We start from the raw sequence: 18,302 nt of genomic DNA, 5'->3' as shown, positions 1-18,302 counted from the left end.
CTTGCCCCGATCAAGATCACAGTTCTTGCTAAAACTTTTGGGGGATCTGTGCCATAATGCGCGCCATTTGACAGACAACTGGGACACATACCTTGTTAAGCAGCAACAACATCACCATGCAGTTCGGCGCCAAGCCACTATTTGAGAACATCAACGTCAAGTTTGGCGGCGGCAACCGCTATGGCCTTATCGGCGCCAACGGCTGTGGCAAGTCCACCTTTATGAAGATCCTCGGTGGTGATCTGGAGCCCACTGGCGGTAATGTGAGCCTGGACGTCAATGAGCGGATCGGTAAGCTGCGTCAGGATCAGTTCGCCTACGAAGATATGCGCGTACTGGACGTGGTCATGATGGGTCACACCGAGCTGTGGGCTGCCATCGCCGAGCGCGATGCCATCTACGCCAACCTCGAAGCCACCGACGATGACTACATGAAGGCTGCCGAGCTGGAAGGTCTGGTCGCCGAGTATGACGGCTATACCGCAGAATCCCGCGCAGGCGAACTGCTGCTGGGTGCCGGTATTCCTATCGAGCAGCACAACGGCCCGATGAGCGAAGTCGCTCCGGGCTGGAAACTGCGGGTGCTGCTGGCACAGGCGCTGTTCTCCAATCCTGACATCCTGCTGCTGGACGAACCGACCAACAACCTGGATATCAACACCATTCGCTGGCTGGAGCAGGTGCTCAACGATCGTGAAAGTACCATGATCATCATCTCTCACGACCGTCACTTCCTGAACTCCGTCTGTACCCACATGGCGGATCTGGACTACGGCGAGCTGCGCGTCTACCCGGGCAACTACGATGACTACATGCTGGCCGCCACTCAGGCGCGCGAGCGTCTGCTGGCTGACAACGCCAAGAAGAAGGCCCAGATCGCCGATCTGCAATCCTTCGTCTCCCGTTTCAGTGCCAACGCCTCCAAGTCCAGTCAGGCGACCTCCCGCCTCAAGCAAATCGACAAGATCAAGATTGAGGAAGTGAAGGTCTCCAGCCGTCAGAACCCCTTCATCCGCTTCGAGCAGGAGAAGAAGCTCTACCGCAACATTCTGGAGATCGAAGGCCTGTCCAAAGGTTATGGCGACGGTCCCCTGTTCAAGGGCCTCAACATGATGCTGGAAGTGGGTGAGAAGGTCGCTATTCTGGGTACCAACGGTATCGGTAAATCCACCCTGATCAAGACGCTGGTCGGGGATTTGGCACCGGATACCGGCACCATCAAGTGGTCCGAGAACGCCCAGATCGGTTACTACGCCCAGGATCACGCCGAAGATTTCGACACAGACCTCAATGTATTCGACTGGATGGCCCAGTGGAAACAGGAGAACGAAGACGAACAGGCTGTGCGCTCTGTGCTCGGTCGTCTGCTCTTCTCCCAGGACGACATCAAGAAGCCGGTCAAGGTGCTCTCCGGTGGTGAACAGGGCCGCATGCTGTTCGGTAAGCTGATGATGCAGCGCCCCAACATCCTGATCATGGACGAGCCGACCAACCACCTGGACATGGAATCTATCGAATCCTTGAACCTGGCTCTCGAGATGTACAAAGGCACCCTGATCTTCGTTTCCCACGACCGCGAATTCGTCTCCTCTCTGGCGACCCGCATTCTTGAGCTGAGCGAAGATGGCATCCGCGACTTCGGCGGTACCTACGAGGATTACCTGCGTACTCAGGGCGTGGTGTAACCCCTGCGCAGCACAAGCTCGCAATGAAAAACCGGCATTCACGTGCCGGTTTTTTTATATCCTATGTTTATGGCGACCGATATGGCTTACGGCTGTGCAGAGAGCCAGAGAGCAGGAAGCAGGGCTTGAGTATCCCCCTCGCCCACAGATAAAAAAACGGCTCCATCAAGGAGCCGTTTTCACTGGATTGAACTGACGATTACTCGACAGTCGCTTCCACGCTGGTGAAGTACTCAATCTTGGCCGCTTTACGCAGCTCATCGATCAGAGACTTGTAATCCACCTGTGCTTTGCCCTGACCCAGCTGACCTTGCAGCATGGCAACCATCTTGGAAGGCTCGGCAGGTACGTTCACCTTGTCCAGCGCAACCACGACGCGGTCACCGTTGCTCTCGGCGACCAGCGCCACGCTCGGCTTGCCATCCTTGGGATGGGGCAGCGTGAAGGCTTCAGTTACCAGATTCTGATCCATCTCGCGATCGAAGCGGGACACCCCTTTGTGGGTTTGCACCTTCAGACCCAGCGCAGCCAGATCGCCATCGATGCTCTTGCCAGCCTTGAGCTTGTCCAGCAGGCCCTGGGCTTTGCCACGAGCCACTTCACCAGCCTTGTCATGCTTGATGGCGGCAATCACCTGCTCTTTCACCTCGGCCAGCGGCTTGACCGCTTTGGGCTTGTGACCGGTGATGTGCAGCACCAGCGCCTTGCCGTCAGCCAGCTCGATCACGTCGGAGTTGGTGTTGTCATCGCGCAGCTGCTCGGAGAACGCCACGGAGAGAACCTTGGGATCGTTAAGCGGAGCAGGTGCAGAACCCTGGCTGAAGTAGTCGGAGGATTGCACCTTCAGACCCATGGCCTCGGCGGTCATGTCCAGCGAATCCGGGTTTTCGAAGCTGTTGTCAGCCATCTTCTGCTGCTCGGCAAAGAAGCGCTCTTTGGCCTTGTCGCTCTGCAGACGGTTGATGGTCTCTTCCTTCACGTCAGCAAACGGCTTGGTCTGAGCAGGCTCAACCCCCAGCAGCTTGATGATGTGGAAACCGAACGGGCTCTTGACGACGGCAGAGAGATCGCCCGCCTTGTTCAGGGCAAAGGCCGCCTTCTCGAAGGACGGATCCATCACCCCTTTTTCGAACCAGTCCAGCTCGCCGCCTTTTTTGGCGGAGAAGGTATCGGAAGAGTCAGCCTTGGCCAGCGCGGCGAAATCATCGCCCGCCTTGGCTTTGGCCAACACGGCTTCTGCTTTCTGCTCGGCCGCTTTCTCATCCTTGCCAAACGGGATCAGGATGTGAGCAACATGACGACGCTCGGGACGCTGGAACAGATCCTGATGCTGGTCGTAGTAATCCTGGGCATCCTGTTCGGTGACCTTGATATCCTTGGCGAGGTTGGTCGCATCCAGCAGCAGGTAGTCTACTTTCACCTGCTCGTCATTCATGAAGTGGGCGCCATTGGCTTTGTAGTACTGCTCCAGCTCGTTGTCGGAAACCTGTACGTCAGCCACGTAGTTGGCGGCCGCCAGACGCACCAGACGCAGATCGCGAGTCTGGTTGTAGAGCTTGTCGAGCTGTTCGGCTTCACCCTTGAGGGAGAACTCGGTACCCAGCAGGGCACTCATCAGCTGTTGACGCACCATGTCCTGACGCAGGGAGTCGCGGAACATTTCGGGAGTCATGCCGGCACGACGGATCAGCTGCAGGTAGCGATCATTGTTGAACTTGCCGTTCTCGGCAAACTCGGGCATGGCGACGATGGCCTGCTTGATCTGCTCATCACTGACGCGCAGACCCAGCTCGCGAGCCTTGCTGTCCAGCAACGCCTGATCGATCAGGCGATCCAGCACACCGCGGCGGAACTGTTTCATGTAATCGGGGTTCGCGGCCAGCTGGCTGAAGGCCTCTCCCATCTGGGATTCCATGCGGGCGCGCTCGTTGCGGTAGGCGTTCTCCAGCGCGGCTGCACTGATATCTGTGCCGTTGACAGTGGCGGGGGCGGTACGGGCCGGACCATTCAGGTAACTACCTACACCAGCCAAAGCAAAGGAGAGGATGATCAGGCCCAAGATAACCTTGGCTACCTTGCCTTGCGCCCCTTCGCGTAGTTTATCCAACATCATGTTTGTACTTATGCTCCCGAACTCGATGGGCGTAAATAATGAAAAGGCGCACCGATTGCGATGCGCCTTGGTCAATCAGTATGAGAGAGGACTCTCTAACCTGTCTGGTCTGCGACCAAGGACGGTAGCCGACATATCATCGGCGCCCGACTTAGTTGACCGCGTCTTTCAGGGCCTTACCGGCTTTGAAGGCAGGAACTTTACCAGCAGCGATTTCGATGGTCGCGCCAGTTTGCGGGTTACGGCCAGAACGGGCAGCACGCTCGCGTACAGCGAAAGTACCGAAACCAACCAGAGCAACCTGGTCACCCTCTTTCAGAGCTTCACCTACAGCGTCAATGAAGGCATCCAACGCACGGCCGGCAGCAGCCTTGGAGATATCAGCACCGTCTGCAATCTTGTCAATCAGTTGAGATTTATTCACTCTTATATTCCCCTTTTATCGAACACCGCTGCGGCGCTGATTTCCCTGGCCACAACAAGTGGAGGTTTTATAGCAAGCCTCCTGACCAGTTGCAAGTGACAATCTGGCGCAAACCCGCGCCACACAACGCATTGCGACTTATCACGAGAACCCGATCGGTGGTCAAGGCTACTTCCGTTATGGGATGCATGCAAGCCTTAACCACCCCCCGAATGCGCCAAATTTGCGGCGCATCAAAATTTACACGACAGAAACGCGCTCAAACCCTTGCGGATTGTCCTGCAACGCCAGTTCCAGCACCTCGTCTATCCAGCGAACGGGATAGATTTCAAGGTCTTGTTTGACGTTTGCCGGGATCTCCTCAAGGTCACGTTCGTTCTCTTTCGGGATCAGCACACGCTTGATACCACCACGGTGAGCGGCCAGCAGTTTCTCTTTGAGACCACCGATGGGCAGCACTTCACCACGCAAGGTGATTTCACCTGTCATGGCCACATCAGCACGAACCGGATTACCGGTCAAGCTGGAGACCAGCGCAGTGCACATGGCGATACCGGCGCTCGGGCCATCTTTCGGGGTTGCCCCTTCCGGTACGTGCACGTGAATGTCACGCTTCTCATAGAAGTCAGCGTTGATGCGCAGCTTCTCGGCACGGGCACGTACGACAGTCATGGCTGCCTGGATAGACTCCTGCATCACATCACCGAGGGAGCCGGTATAAGTCAGCTTGCCCTTGCCCGGCATGTTGGTGGTCTCGATGGTGAGCAGGTCGCCCCCCACCTCGGTCCACGCCAGACCACATACCTGACCAATCTGGTTCTGGTCAGTGGCCTTGCCGTAATCGAAACGCTGCACCCCGAGGAACTCCTTGAGGTTCTCCTGATTGACCTGAACATGCTTGATGCTCTTGTCCAGCAGAATGCGCTTGACCGCTTTGCGACAGATCTTGGAAATTTCGCGCTCCAGACTCCGCACCCCGGCTTCACGGGTGTAGTAACGGATCACCCCGACCAGAGCCGAATCCTCGATGGTGATCTCGGAGGCTTTCAGGCCGTTGCGCTGAATCTGTTTGGCAACCAAATGCTGCTTGGCAATGTTGAGCTTCTCGTCTTCGGTGTAACCGGAGAGACGGATCACTTCCATCCGGTCCAGCAGGGGGCCCGGGATGTTCATGGAGTTGGAGGTGGCCACGAACATCACGTCCGACAGGTCATAATCCACTTCCAGGTAGTGATCGTTGAAGCTGTTGTTCTGCTCGGGATCGAGCACCTCCAGCAGAGCGGAAGCCGGATCGCCACGCATGTCCGAGCTCATCTTGTCGATTTCATCGAGCAGGAACAGCGGGTTCTTCACGCCAACTTTCGCCATCTTCTGGATGAGCTTGCCTGGCATGGAACCGATGTAGGTGCGACGGTGACCGCGGATCTCCGCTTCATCACGCACCCCACCGAGGGCCATCCGCACATATTTGCGGCCGGTCGCCTTGGCGATGGATTGGCCCAGCGATGTTTTGCCCACACCGGGAGGGCCAACCAGACAGAGGATGGGGCCCTTGAGCTTGTTCACCCGCGCCTGCACCGCCAGATATTCGAGGATGCGATCCTTGACCTTCTCAAGACCATAGTGATCGGCATCCAGCACCTCTTGCGCCTTGCCGAGGTCTTTCTTGACCTTGGAGCGCGCCTTCCACGGCACCTGTACCATCCAGTCCACATAGCTGCGAACCACGGTAGCCTCGGCAGACATGGGCGACATCATCTTCAGCTTGGCAAGCTCGGCCTGAGCCTTTTCACGGGCGTCTTCCGGCATGCCGGCCTCTTCAATCTTGCGATTGAGGGCTTCGAATTCATCCGGGCTATCTTCCAGCTCACCCAGCTCTTTCTGGATGGCCTTCATCTGCTCGTTGAGGTAATACTCGCGCTGGCTCTTCTCCATCTGCTTCTTGACGCGAGTACGGATGCGCTTCTCGACCTGCAGCAGGTCAATTTCCGACTCCATCATCGCCATCAGGAATTCGATGCGCTCGGAGACAGAGACAATCTCCAGCACCTTCTGCTTGTCTTCCAGCTTGAGCGGCATGTGAGCGGCCATGGTATCGGCCAGACGCGCAGCATCGTCGATCGCCGAAATCGAGGTCAGAACCTCGGGCGGGATCTTCTTGTTGAGCTTGATGTAACCTTCAAACTGGCCGATGGCGGAGCGAACCAGAACTTCCTGATCCTTGTCGTCAATGGCCTTGGAGGAGATGTACTGGGCCTCGCAGACAAAGAAGTCCTTGTCGTCGATCATCCGCTCCAGGCGAGCACGCTGCCCACCTTCTACCAGCACCTTGACGGTGCCATCCGGCAGTTTGAGCATCTGCAGAATATTGGCCACTGTCCCGACGGTGAAGATCTCCTCCACAGTCGGCTCATCGGTTGACGCATCCTTCTGGGCCACCAGCAGAACTTTCTTGTCCTGCTCCATGGCCGCTTCCAGACAGCGAATGGATTTTTCCCGCCCCACAAAGAGTGGAATGACCATGTGGGGATAAACCACCACGTCACGAAGAGGCAGGACGGGAATCTCGATGCGTTCTGAACGCTCTAGGTTCATATATGTCCTCTCGGCTTGTTATACCGTTGGCAAAGCGCTTGGCTGAGTATATGGGGGCGCTCCAACGAGATTCAATCGTCTAAACCGCAAAAAGCATGAAAGGGGCAAAAAGCCCCTTCCATTTGATTAAAAATCAGACTGTTACTCTGATGCGGCAGCTTGAGTCTCAGGATTTTCGTAGATCATCAAGGGCGCGGAGTCCCCTTTGATCACGGTCTCGTCGATCACCACCTTGCTGACCCCTTCCAGAGAAGGCAGGTCATACATGGTATCGAGCAGCACAGCTTCTACGATGGAACGCAGACCACGAGCACCGGTTTTACGCTCCATCGCCTTGCGGGCAATGGCGTGCAGCGCATCTTCACGGAACTCCAGCTCAACCCCTTCCAGATCGAACAGCGCGGCATACTGCTTGGTCAGCGCATTTTTCGGCTCTTGCAGGATCTGGATGAGGGCAGCCTCGTCCAGTTCGGTCAGGGTAGCCACCACCGGCAGACGGCCGATGAACTCGGGGATCAGACCGTACTTGATAAGATCTTCCGGCTCCACCTTGGCGAAGGTTTCGCTCAAGGAGGCCTTGGCATCCTTGGACTTCACCTCGGCGCCAAAACCGATACCGGTTCCCTTGACGGAACGCTGCTCGATCACCTTGTCCAGACCGGCAAAGGCACCGCCACAGATGAAGAGGATCTTGGAGGTATCAACCTGCAAGAACTCCTGCTGCGGATGCTTACGACCGCCTTGCGGCGGCACGGAAGCGATGGTCCCTTCGATCAGCTTGAGCAAGGCCTGCTGCACCCCTTCCCCGGAGACATCGCGGGTAATGGAGGGGTTGTCCGACTTGCGGGAGATCTTGTCGATCTCGTCGATGTAGACGATGCCACGCTGGGCCTTCTCCACATCGTAGTCGCACTTTTGCAGCAGCTTCTGGATGATGTTCTCCACGTCCTCGCCCACATAACCGGCTTCGGTCAGGGTGGTCGCATCGGCCATGGTGAACGGCACATCCAGCAGGCGAGCCAGAGTCTCGGCCAGCAGGGTCTTGCCGCTACCGGTCGGGCCAATCAGCAGGATGTTGGACTTGCCCAGCTCCACACCACTGTTTTCGCCGCTGTTGCGCAGACGCTTGTAGTGGTTGTAGACGGCAACGGCCAACACCTTCTTGGCGTACTCCTGCCCGATCACATAGTCATCGAGATGAGCGCGGATCTGATGAGGGGTCGGCAGCTCGTTACCATCGCGCTTGGGAGAGATCTCGCGGATCTCCTCGCGGATGATGTCATTGCACAGCTCGACACACTCATCACATATATAGACGGAAGGGCCAGCGATCAGCTTACGCACTTCATGCTGGCTTTTGCCGCAAAAAGAGCAGTAGAGCAGCTTATCACCCTCACCCTTGCGTTTTTCTGTCATTCAGCAACCTCGTTTTATCAATAGAGGATGGGTCGGCCTGTTGAGTTTACAACAGACCGGGACACCCTGCTCAGCCGCGCTGAGTCAAGACACCGTCGACCAGACCGTAAGCGACTGCCTGCTCGGCAGACATGAAGTTGTCGCGGTCGGTGTCGCGTTCGATGGTAGCCATATCCTGACCGGTATGGAAAGCCAAACGCTCGTTCAGGGTATTTTTGATCTTCAGGATCTCCTGGGCGTGGATCTGGATATCAGATGCCTGGCCCTGGAAACCGCCCAGTGGCTGGTGGATCATCACGCGGGCATTGGGCAGGCAGAAACGCTTGCCCTTGGCACCGCCAGCCAGCAGGAAGGCGCCCATAGAGCAGGCCTGCCCCATGCAGACGGTGCTCACGTCCGGCTTGATGAACTGCATGGTGTCATAGATGGACATGCCGGCAGTCACTGAGCCGCCCGGAGAGTTGATGTAGATGTAGATATCCTTGTCCGGATTCTCGGACTCGAGGAACAGCAACTGGGCAACCACCAGATTGGCCATGTGATCTTCAACCTGACCGGTCAGGAAGATCACCCGCTCTTTCAGCAGACGGGAGTAAATATCGTAGGAACGCTCACCCTTGGCAGTCTGTTCGACCACGATGGGGACCAGCGCATTGCTGGGAGAATCGGTCACATCGTTATAGTTCTTGTACATAAGGCATTGTCCCTAAAATAAAATGGCCCGAGTGGAGATCACACGAGCCATTATACTTAACAGTCTTGACCTTAAGTCAAATGTTCTTAGGCAGCGGCGCCAGACTTGTTGATCACTTCGTCAAAGGCAACTTCTTTTTCGGTCACTTGCGCTTTGGAGAGGATCAGGTCGATAGCTTGATCTTCGATGGCCAGGTTACGAACGCCGTTCAGCATCTGTTCGTTCTTCTGGTAGTACTCGATCACTTCTTTCGGATCTTCGTACGCAGTGGCCATGGATTCGATGATGCTGGTCACGCGAGCATCGTCAGCCTTGATTTCGTTGGTGCGGATCACGTCGCCCAGCAGCAGACCTACGCGTACACGACGCTCGGCCTGAGCCTGGAACAGCTCAGCCGGCAGCTCCGGAGCGTTACCGCCCTGGAAACCACCGAAGCGCTGCAGAGCCTGCTGACGCAGAGCGTCGATCTCTTGTGCAACGGCAGCTTTCGGCAGATCGATTTGGTTGGCTTCAACCAGACCGTTCAGAACCTGCTCTTTCACGCTGTTTTTCAGGGCTTGAGCCAGTTCGCGCTCCATGTTCTTGCGCACTTCGGCTTTCAGCTCTTCAACAGAACCGCTCTCGATGCCGAAACGCTTGACGAACTCTTCGGTCAGCTCAGGCAGGATCTGCTCTTCAACCTTGTTCAGCTTGGAAGCGAACTTGGCCGCTTTGCCTTTCAGGTTTTCAGCGTGGTAGTCAGCCGGGAAGGTCACTTCGATGGTGAACTCGTCGCCCGCTTTCTTGCCCAGAATGGCATCTTCGAAGCCCGGGATCATGCGGCCAGCGCCCAGCACCAGGTTGAAACCTTCAGCCTTGCCACCTTCGAACTCTTCACCGTCGATGGAACCGACGAAGTCCATGGTCACACGCATGCCGTTGGCAGCAGCCACGTCAGCTTCAGCCCAGGTAGCGTGCTGCTTGCGCAGGGTGTCGATCATGTTGGCCAGATCTTCGTCCTTCACGGTAGCAACCGGCTTCTCAACCTTGATGCTTTCCAGACCGGCGACTTCGAACTCAGGGTACACTTCGAAAGTGGCGGTGAATTCGAAATCTTCACCTTCTTTGATCTCTTTCGGATCCATGGTCGGCGCGCCAGCCGGGCTCAGTTTGTTTTCGATGATGGCTTTGATGAAGTTGTTCTGCATCATTTCATCGGCAACACGGGCGTGAGCCATGGCACCAAACATCTTCTTGATGATGGCAACCGGAGCCTTGCCAGGACGGAAACCGTCGATGCGACGGGTTTTGGCCAGGCCGTTCAATTCTTTGCGCACAGCGGCGTCTACGGTAGCAGCCGGTACAGTGATGGTAAGACGGCGTTCCAGACCCTGGGTTGTCTCTACAGAAACTTGCATTCTTCTACCTCGTTCAACTCAGCACTGTGTGCTGACCCTTTATTGCCTCCGGGCAAAGCCGGAGTCTTCCTGTTTATAAAGACAACAATATGTCTTTGTGATGAGAAAATATGACGCGGCATTATAGCGGCGCACTCTGGTCGAGTCGAGCCACACAACCCCCACATTGGGCGCCGCAGAGGCACAATTCGTGCAAAAGTGCCTTTTATATGGGGAGTTGCAGCCCGAACTTCAACAGGCATCGCGCGATATTTTTGCGCTTGCTCACCTTTTTCTGTGCAAATTTGCCTAAAACGCCGATCTATTGGTCAATATCCGGCAACTGAATACCAGCTGCCCATATGTGGTATCACGACCCAGGTTGACCGGCCCGGTAAATCCGGGCCAATCAATCGTTGCGTCCCCTGCCCTGCCTCGTTATGGTGGCAGCCAACTTGATAAATCTGGAGTATCCCACATGGCCTTTTTCCGCTTCTTGTTCAATCTGCTCTGGTTCGTGCTGGGAGGTGTCTTTATGGGCCTGGCCTGGTGGCTGGCCGGTCTGCTCTGCTTTATCTCGCTGGTCGGCATCCCCTGGGGGCGTGCCTGCTTCGTCATTGGCACCTTCACCTTCTTCCCCTTCGGCAAGCAGGCAGTCAGTCGCAAGGCGATGACGGGTCAAGGTGATATCGGCACCGGCACCCTCGGGCTGATTGGCAACATCATCTGGTTCGTGCTGATCGGGATCTGGCTGGCCATCGGCCACATTGCCTCTGCTCTGGCCTGTTTCATCACCATCGTCGGCATCCCGTTTGGTATCCAGCACCTCAAGCTGGCCATCATCAGTCTGGCCCCCATCGGCCAGATGATCGTGACCAATCAGGAAGCCGAATCAGGCCGCTATATCCGCTGAGTGGGTTAAAAATCGGATGACAGGCGGTGCCTGCGTTGCAAAAAAAGGGCAGACTAGGGTCTGCCCTTTTTTATTGCATCTATTCGAGGCATTCCATGCTCCCCAGCCACTTTTTTGCCAATCTCGCCCGCATGAAACTCATCTATCGCTGGCCCTTGATGCGCAACATCCAGCCGGAAAACATCGCCGAACACAGCCTGCAGGTCGCCATGGTGGCCCATGCCCTCGGCATCATCAAAAACCGGCTGTTTAGCGGCAGCGTGAATGCCGACCGCGCCGCAGTGATGGCCCTCTATCACGACAGCAGCGAGGTACTGACCGGCGATCTGCCCACCCCGGTCAAATACTTCAATCCCGAGATTGCCCGCGAATACAAGAAGATTGAACTGGCCGCCGAGCAGCGCCTGCTTGGCATGCTGCCAGCGGAACTGGTGGAGGATTTTCGCCCGCTGCTCGACTCGGCAGCACAGGATGGCGAGCTGGCCAGGCTGGTCAAGGATGCCGACACTCTCTGCGCCTATACCAAGTGTCTGGAGGAGATCAACGCGGGCAACCGAGAGTTTGAACCGGCTCGCAAACGCCTCGAAGCGATGCTGGCGGCGCGGATGAGCGATGAGATGCGCTACTTTATCGACACCTTCGTTGCGAGCTTCTCTCTGCCGCTGGATGAGCTGAACGCCCACTAGAGCAACTCAGATCACAGCAAAAGAGAAGGGCCCGCTGGTTTAACACCGGCGGGCCCTTTATTTCGTACTGATTTTTTTATCGATGTACTTTTTCGTTACGGAGTAGCAGGCAATCAGTGACCGAGCTCTCGAGACGGAACCAGACCGCTAGCCCGCCAAGCGGGATAGAGGGTCGCCAGCAGACTCATCAGGATGGCTGCCCCCGTTACGATAACCAGATCCTGCATATGCAGCTCGGTCGGCAGGAAGTCGATGAAGTAGATATCCGGATTGAGGAAGCGGTGGCCAATGAGCGTCTCGATGACACCCAGGATCTGGGTCAGCTTGCTGGAGAGCAGGCCCCCCAGCAGCGCGCCGAGCAGGGCACCGGCCACACCGTTGACCATCCCCTGAATGACGAAGGTGAGCCGGATCTGGCCCGGACTCGCCCCCATGGTCTTGAGGATGGCAATTTCGCTGCGCTTCTCGTTCACCGCCATCACCAAGGTGGAGACAATGTTGAAGCAAGCCACTGCCACCACCATCAGCATCACCACATACATGACGGTACGCACCATCTGGATGTCCTGATAGAGATAGCCCTGGCTGTTCATCCAGCTGCGGATATAGACGTGATGGGGGAAGCGCTGGGCCGCCGCGACCGTAATGGACTGCGCCTTGAGCACATCACTCACCCGCAGGCTGAAACCCTCCACATCGCTGCCCATACCGGTGATCGCTTGCGCATCGGTCAGGTGCATGAAACCGAGCAGGCCATCGAGCTGACCGCCGATCTCCAGCAACCCGACCACGGTCAGGGTTTCCCGGCGGGGATTCTTGATACCCGTCTGATCGCCCCCTTGCGGCAACAGCAGAGCAAGGGTGTCGCCAACCTTCACCCCCAGCTTGTCGGCGATGGTCTTGCCGAGGATAACTCCCCGCTCGCCGGGCTGCAGCTCACGCAGGCCACGGCCCGTCATGTATTTGCCTGCATCTGAGAGATTGGCTTCCAGATCGGGCAGCACCGCACGCAGCTGAACTCCCTTGAGGGCAGAGCCGTGCTCCAGCAGGCCGTTGAGACGAATGACAGGGGCGGCAGCTTCCACCCCGGGCTGTGCCAGCAGGTAGTCGCGCAGACGCGGCCAATCCGGCAGCGGCCGCTCGACAGCGTCCAGCTCCCCTTGCGGCACCACGGAGAGCACCCGGTCTTTCAGTTCACGCTCGAAGCCGTTCATGGCGGAGAGACCCAGGATCAGCGCCATCACCCCGAGGGCGATACCGATCAGGGAAGAGGCGGAGATAAAGGCGATAAACCCGTTGCGACGACGGGAGCGGCTATAGCGCAGGCCCAGAAAGAGGGGCAGCGGTTTGAACATCAGGCAACCTCCGCCATCACGCCGCTCACCAGCGTGACCCGGCGATGGAGCTTGGCCGCCAGATTCAGATCGTGGGTGACCACCACAAATGCAGTGCCCAGCTCGCGGTTGAGCTCGCACAGCAGCTCGTACACCGCGGTAGCACTGGCGTGATCCAGATTACCGGTCGGCTCGTCCGCCAGCACCAGACTCGGTTCGTTGACCAACGCCCGGGCAATCGCCACTCGCTGGCGTTCACCACCGGAGAGTTCAGACGGTCTGTGGTGCAGACGATGGGAGAGCCCTACCCGCCCCAGCATCCGGGTCGCCTTCTCGGTAGCGACCGCCACCGATTCACCGGCGATCAGCAGCGGCATGGCGGCATTTTCCAGCGCACTGAACTCGGAGAGCAGGTGGTGGAACTGATAGACGAAACCCAGCTCCTGATTGCGAAAACGGGCCTGGGTACGGCTATCCCAATGGTGAATATCCTCCCCCTTGAACAGCACGGCGCCGCTGGAGGGGTTATCAAGCGCCCCCATCAGGTGCAGCAGGGTGGTCTTGCCGGAGCCCGAGCTCCCCACTACCGCCAGCATCTCGCCCGGTGCGACGCTCAAATCGATCCCCTTGAGTACCTGGGTCTCCAGCTCGCCCTCTTTGTAGACATGGTTGAGGGCCTGACAACGCAGCAGAGGCTCACGGGATACGGCTTCATTCATAAAGGGGGCTCCACTTGCTCCAGTAATTGCACCAGAGGTAACAACAGAAGATGAATTATTCATAACGCAGCGCCTCTGCCGGCTTCACCCGCGCCGCGCGGGCAGCGGGATAAAGGGTGGCACTGAAGCTGAGCAGCACGGCGCCCAGCAAAATGGTGACGACCTGGGCTGGCTCGACGATGACCGGCAAACCGCCACCACCCGCAGCCATATAGAGGTTGAGCCCCACCGCATTGAGCAGCGGGTTGAGACCGAGGGTCAGGCCAAGCCCTGCCAGCGCGCCAAACAGGGAGCCAATCACTCCGCTGGAGGCACCGAGCACCATGAAGATTTTGACGATCCCCGACTCGCTCATGCCCATGGTGCGCAGGATGGCCACTTCGCCCTCCTTGTCCGTCACTACCATCACCAGCGCGGAGAGGATGTTGAAGGTCGCAACAGCGATGATCAGCACCAGCATCAGCCCCATCATCCGCTTCTCCATGGCGACCGCCTGGAACAGCTCGCCCCGCTCACGGCGCCAATCCTGCCACAGCAGCCCATCGGGCAGCGGCGTCTTGATCACCTGATCAGCAGCAAACGGATCATCGAGCCAGAGGCGAATGCCACCGACGGTTTCTGTCGGCAGCCGCAGCAGACGCTGGGCATCCCCGAGCGCAATGAACGCAATCTGGTTATCCACATCGGCACCCACCCCGAAGATACCGGAGACGGTAAAGAGGCGCTGGGCCGGCACCCGGCCAAAGGGGGTAAAGCGGGAGCCTTCGGTCAGGATCAGACGAACCTGATCGCCGATGGTGACATTGAGGCGACGCGCCACTCCCTGCCCCAGCACGATGCGGTAGTGACCGGCCTGCAAGGTATCGAGGCGCCCCCCCAGCATCTGGGAGTGCAGGATGTCATCCTTGGGCCAGAGGGCAGGATCGATCCCCTGCACACTGACGCCGGTGAGCTGGCCGGGGCTTTGCAGCATCCCTTCGCTGTCGAGCATGGGAGCCGTGGCCACCACATGAGGCAGCCTGGCCAGGTCCGGCAGCCCTTGCGGCGCGGCATCAATGCGGCCAGCATCGTTGGTGACCACCACATGGGGGATCACCCCGAGGATGCGCCCCTTGAGCTGGCCTTCGAAACCGTTCATCACCGAAATGACCACCATCAGGGCCGCAACCCCGATAGCAATGCCGAAGGTGGAGAACAGGGAGATAAATGAGACGAAGCGGTTGCTGCGCTTCGAGCCTGCATAACGCAGGCCGATGGCCAGCGAAAGGGGCTGAAAAAGTCCGGTCTTCAAGGATATCTACGTTGCCAACAAAATAAGATACCGGATAATAAAGGGAAACCGTCCATGACAACAAGGGATAGCCTCCATGCAGGAACAGTTCTTCAGCGTTACTCATGCCATGCCGGTCAATGTGATCCCCATGCCGGCAGACTTCCATCTCCCTTCGCTCACGGAGCTGGACGCTGAGCTGCCGGAGCCTTTTCGCATCTCCTCGGCCATCACCTCCATCGACATGGTGACCAGCCGGCTGCTGCGCAATCAGAACGAATCGATGCACGATCTGGTCGAGATCGTCAATCAGCAGTCGCGCAAGATCGACATGATCATGGGCTATGTGCTCTCCATGCAGGATCACCCCGAGCAGCGCTTCCACACCCTGCGCTTTGGCGCTGGCGAACTCACCTACCTGCACCCCTATCATGGCCACGGGGATGCGCCGCATCCGCACCAGATAGTGCGCCTCAAGATCTTCCTGCGCGAAGAGGCCGCCGCCATCTACTGCTATGGTCAGGTCAGGGAGGTCACCCCGGGCGAGCATGGCACCCATGTAGTGCTCGACTATGTACGGATCCGTGAAGATGACCGTGAACTGCTGGTACGCGCCAGCCTCCATGTGCAATCCAAACAGCTCAAACTGCGTGCCCAAGAGCGCCAACAACGTTAAAAGAATCGAACGATGCCAATGACACTACCCGCCTTGCCCGCCAAAGCGGGCCAAAAGATCACGCTCGGCCAACTGGTCGGCAGCAGCCTCTCGCTCATCGCCGCTCGCCTCATTACACAAAACAAGGGGCCCGTGCTGCTGCTCACCGCAGACACCCCGAGCGCTCTGCGCCTCGAACAGGAACTCCAATACCTGCTGGCCGACAAGGGCTGCCCGGTTCTGCTGTTCCCGGATTGGGAGACGCTGCCTTACGACACCTTCTCCCCCCATCAGGACATCATCTCCCAGCGGCTCGAGACCCTCTACAAGCTGCCGCAGATGAGCAGCGGTGTGCTGATCGTCCCCGTCTCGACCCTGATGCTGCGTTGTGCGCCGCGCGCCTATCTCGACAAATACAGCCTGATAGTGAAGAGCGGCCAGCGCCTCAACCTGCAACAGCTGCGCGGGCGCCTCGCCGAAGCGGGTTACGTGGCGGTGGATCAGGTGCTGGAGCATGGCGAGTTTGCCGCCCGCGGCTCCCTGCTCGATCTCTTCCCCATGGGCAGCAGCAGCCCCTATCGCATCGACTTCTTCGACGATGAAGTGGACTCCATCCGTCCGTTTGATCCGGAGACCCAGCGCTCCAGCGAACCGGTCAAGAGCGTCAGCCTGCTGCCAGCCCGGGAGTTTCCGACCGACGAGGGGGCTATCGAGCTGTTTCGCGGCCACTATCGCGAGCAGTTCGAGATCTCCCGCGCCGAGGGCTCCGTCTATCAGGAGGTGAGCAAGGGACGCTGGCCTGCCGGCATCGAGTATTACCTGCCGCTCTTCTTCGACCAGACTGCCTGCCTGTTTGACTACCTGCCACCAGAAACCCTGCTGCTCACCGTGGGGGATATCTATCCCGCCGCCCAGCGCTTCTGGAACGACATCGAGCAGCGCTACGAGGACAGGCGCTGGGACAACACCCGCCCCTTGCTCCCCCCGGCCCAGCTCTACCTGCCGGTGGAGCAGCTGTTTGCCGCCCTTGGCCACTACGGCGCCGTCAGGTTGCAGGAGGGGCCGACGGCTGGCGATGCGGGACAACACGATATGCCGGCCAGCACGCTGCCGGATCTGCAACTCGACCACAGCAAGGAGCAGCCGCTGCTGGCGCTCAACCAGTTCCTGCAAAGCTTTGCCGGCCGCACCCTGTTTGCGGTGGAATCCGAGGGGCGGCGTGAAGTGCTGGGCGAGTTGCTGGCGCGCATCGCCCTGCAACCCAAGGAGTTCCCCTCCCTCGACGCCTTTATGGCGAGCAAGGATCGCCACGGCCTGCTGGTTGCACCGCTCGAGCGCGGCTTCCTGTGGCAGGAGGCGGGAGCTGATGCCAGTAATCAGCCACTGGCCCTGATCACCGAAACCGAGCTGCTGGGCGGCAAGGTACGCAGCAAGCGAGCACGGGAGAAGAGTAAAAACCTGAGTTCGGATGCGGTGATCCGCAACCTCGGCGAGCTAACCCAGGGCCAACCGGTGGTGCACCTCGATCACGGGGTCGGCCGCTATCTGGGGCTCGAAACTATCGATGCCGGTGGCCTGCCCACCGAATTTTTGACCCTTGAATATGCCGGCGGCGACAAGCTGTTCGTACCGGTCACCAGTTTGCACCTTATCAGCCGCTACACCGGCTCCGATAACCCACCCAGCCACAAGCTCGGCGGCGAGGCTTGGAGCAAGGCGCGGCGCAAGGCGGCAGAAAAAGTGCGCGATGTGGCAGCCGAGCTGCTCGATGTCTACGCCCACCGTGCCGCTCGCGCCGGCTTTGCCTTCAAACATGACCGCGAAGCCTATCGCCAGTTTGCCGCCGGCTTCCCGTTCGAAGAGACCGAGGATCAGCTCAACGCCATCAATGCGGTGCTGGGGGACATGTGTCAGGCCAAGAGCATGGATCGGCTGGTGTGCGGCGACGTGGGCTTTGGCAAGACTGAAGTGGCGATGCGGGCGGCGTTTGTGGCCGTCCACGGCGGCAAGCAAGTCGCCGTGCTGGTGCCCACCACCCTGCTCGCCCAACAGCACTACGATAACTTCCGCGACCGCTTCGCCAACTGGCCGGTGCGGGTCGAGGTGCTGAGCCGCTTCCGCTCCGCCAAGGAGCAAAACAGCGTCATGCAGGAGCTGGCCGAGGGCAAGGTGGACATCATCATCGGCACCCACAAGCTGCTCGGATCCGAACTCACCTTCAAGGATCTGGGACTGCTCATCGTCGATGAGGAGCACAGATTCGGGGTGCGCCAGAAGGAGAAGATCAAGGCGCTGCGCGCTGACGTGGATATTCTCACCCTCACCGCCACCCCCATTCCGCGCACCCTCAACATGGCAATGTCCGGCATGCGGGATCTCTCCATCATCGCCACCCCGCCCGCCAAGCGGCTCGCCATCAAGA

14 protein-coding genes are annotated in these 18,302 nt (G+C 58.4%); 5 read left to right on the top strand and 9 right to left on the bottom strand.

Annotation, left to right across the window (positions count from 1 at the left end):
* The first annotated feature begins 92 nt into the window (after positions 1–92).
* Positions 93–1,685 (top strand): ABC-F family ATPase, encoded by a 1,593-nt coding sequence (locus tag AACS24_RS00755; protein ID WP_108570458.1) that lies wholly within the window; start codon positions 93–95, stop codon positions 1,683–1,685.
* Between the two features lie 199 nt (positions 1,686–1,884).
* On the opposite strand, the gene ppiD is transcribed toward AACS24_RS00755, so the two are convergent.
* The 6 genes from ppiD to tig form a co-directional block, all read right to left on the bottom strand.
* On the bottom strand, positions 1,885–3,798 hold the full coding sequence (gene ppiD / locus AACS24_RS00750) for a peptidylprolyl isomerase (RefSeq protein WP_181364135.1): 1,914 nt from the start codon (positions 3,796–3,798) through the stop codon (positions 1,885–1,887).
* Positions 3,799–3,949: 151 nt separating this feature from the next.
* On the bottom strand, positions 3,950–4,222 hold the full coding sequence (gene hupB, locus AACS24_RS00745) for a nucleoid-associated protein HU-beta (protein WP_005315375.1): 273 nt from the start codon (positions 4,220–4,222) through the stop codon (positions 3,950–3,952).
* Between the two features lie 240 nt (positions 4,223–4,462).
* Positions 4,463–6,817, bottom strand: a complete 2,355-nt coding sequence (gene lon / locus AACS24_RS00740) for an endopeptidase La (protein ID WP_041207531.1) — start codon at positions 6,815–6,817, stop codon at positions 4,463–4,465.
* Positions 6,818–6,958: 141 nt separating this feature from the next.
* A complete protein-coding gene (gene clpX, locus AACS24_RS00735; protein ID WP_033113123.1) occupies positions 6,959–8,233 on the bottom strand; it encodes an ATP-dependent protease ATP-binding subunit ClpX in 1,275 nt (424 codons plus the stop codon).
* A 70-nt stretch (positions 8,234–8,303) separates the two neighbouring features.
* Positions 8,304–8,927 carry an ATP-dependent Clp endopeptidase proteolytic subunit ClpP gene (gene clpP / locus AACS24_RS00730; RefSeq protein ID WP_033113124.1) on the bottom strand — a complete coding sequence of 208 codons (624 nt, stop codon included), beginning with the start codon at positions 8,925–8,927 and terminating at the stop codon, positions 8,304–8,306.
* Between the two features lie 86 nt (positions 8,928–9,013).
* The gene (tig, locus tag AACS24_RS00725; RefSeq protein WP_041207530.1) at positions 9,014–10,324 is read right to left on the bottom strand and encodes a trigger factor; all 1,311 of its coding nucleotides are present in this window, start codon (positions 10,322–10,324) and stop codon (positions 9,014–9,016) included.
* Positions 10,325–10,781: 457 nt separating this feature from the next.
* Between tig and AACS24_RS00720 the strand changes: the two genes are divergently transcribed.
* Positions 10,782–11,216, top strand: a complete 435-nt coding sequence (locus tag AACS24_RS00720; protein ID WP_042032366.1) for a YccF domain-containing protein — start codon at positions 10,782–10,784, stop codon at positions 11,214–11,216.
* A gap of 95 nt (positions 11,217–11,311) precedes the next feature.
* Entirely contained in the window at positions 11,312–11,902 is a 591-nt protein-coding gene (gene yfbR / locus AACS24_RS00715; RefSeq protein WP_108570457.1) for a 5'-deoxynucleotidase, read from the top strand.
* Between the two features lie 113 nt (positions 11,903–12,015).
* Here the strand turns inward: yfbR and lolE are convergent, their stop codons facing one another.
* Genes lolE through AACS24_RS00700 form a run of 3 tightly spaced genes read right to left on the bottom strand, consistent with a single transcriptional unit; the run spans position 12,016 to position 15,246 of the window.
* Entirely contained in the window at positions 12,016–13,257 is a 1,242-nt protein-coding gene (gene lolE / locus AACS24_RS00710; protein WP_108570456.1) for a lipoprotein-releasing ABC transporter permease subunit LolE, read from the bottom strand.
* Entirely contained in the window at positions 13,257–13,955 is a 699-nt protein-coding gene (gene lolD, locus AACS24_RS00705) for a lipoprotein-releasing ABC transporter ATP-binding protein LolD (RefSeq protein ID WP_181364134.1), read from the bottom strand. Before lolD ends, lolE begins: the two co-directional genes overlap by 1 nt.
* 55 nt (positions 13,956–14,010) lie before the next feature.
* Positions 14,011–15,246, bottom strand: coding sequence for a lipoprotein-releasing ABC transporter permease subunit (locus AACS24_RS00700; RefSeq protein ID WP_108570454.1), 1,236 nt, complete (start codon positions 15,244–15,246; stop codon positions 14,011–14,013).
* Between the two features lie 76 nt (positions 15,247–15,322).
* Here AACS24_RS00700 and AACS24_RS00695 point away from each other — a divergent pair, with 76 nt between their 5' ends.
* A complete protein-coding gene (locus tag AACS24_RS00695) occupies positions 15,323–15,901 on the top strand; it encodes a PilZ domain-containing protein (protein WP_033113131.1) in 579 nt (192 codons plus the stop codon).
* Between the two features lie 18 nt (positions 15,902–15,919).
* Positions 15,920–18,302 (top strand): transcription-repair coupling factor (locus AACS24_RS00690; RefSeq protein WP_181364138.1); only part of this gene is annotated, 2,383 nt, incomplete at its 3' end.

It is taken from the genome of Aeromonas sp. HMWF016 (assembly GCF_963878195.1).
GTDB classification, from domain to species: Bacteria; Pseudomonadota; Gammaproteobacteria; order Enterobacterales; family Aeromonadaceae; genus Aeromonas; species Aeromonas lacus.
The sequence above is the reverse complement of the archived record's forward strand: the minus strand, read 5'-3'. Positions and strand labels throughout refer to the sequence as shown.

What these genes read in the sequence shown, in the direction of transcription:
- ppiD (WP_181364135.1), bottom strand. Translation starts at nt 3,798, where the DNA reads ATGATGTTGGATAAACTACGCGAAGGGGCGCAAGGCAAGGTAGCCAAG.
- AACS24_RS00695 (WP_033113131.1), top strand. Translation starts at nt 15,323, where the DNA reads ATGCAGGAACAGTTCTTCAGCGTTACTCATGCCATGCCGGTCAATGTG.
- lolE (WP_108570456.1), bottom strand. Translation starts at nt 13,257, where the DNA reads ATGTTCAAACCGCTGCCCCTCTTTCTGGGCCTGCGCTATAGCCGCTCC.
- AACS24_RS00720 (WP_042032366.1), top strand. Translation starts at nt 10,782, where the DNA reads ATGGCCTTTTTCCGCTTCTTGTTCAATCTGCTCTGGTTCGTGCTGGGA.
- clpP (WP_033113124.1), bottom strand. Translation starts at nt 8,927, where the DNA reads ATGTACAAGAACTATAACGATGTGACCGATTCTCCCAGCAATGCGCTG.
- clpX (WP_033113123.1), bottom strand. Translation starts at nt 8,233, where the DNA reads ATGACAGAAAAACGCAAGGGTGAGGGTGATAAGCTGCTCTACTGCTCT.
- lon (WP_041207531.1), bottom strand. Translation starts at nt 6,817, where the DNA reads ATGAACCTAGAGCGTTCAGAACGCATCGAGATTCCCGTCCTGCCTCTT.
- tig (WP_041207530.1), bottom strand. Translation starts at nt 10,324, where the DNA reads ATGCAAGTTTCTGTAGAGACAACCCAGGGTCTGGAACGCCGTCTTACC.
- lolD (WP_181364134.1), bottom strand. Translation starts at nt 13,955, where the DNA reads ATGAATGAAGCCGTATCCCGTGAGCCTCTGCTGCGTTGTCAGGCCCTC.
- yfbR (WP_108570457.1), top strand. Translation starts at nt 11,312, where the DNA reads ATGCTCCCCAGCCACTTTTTTGCCAATCTCGCCCGCATGAAACTCATC.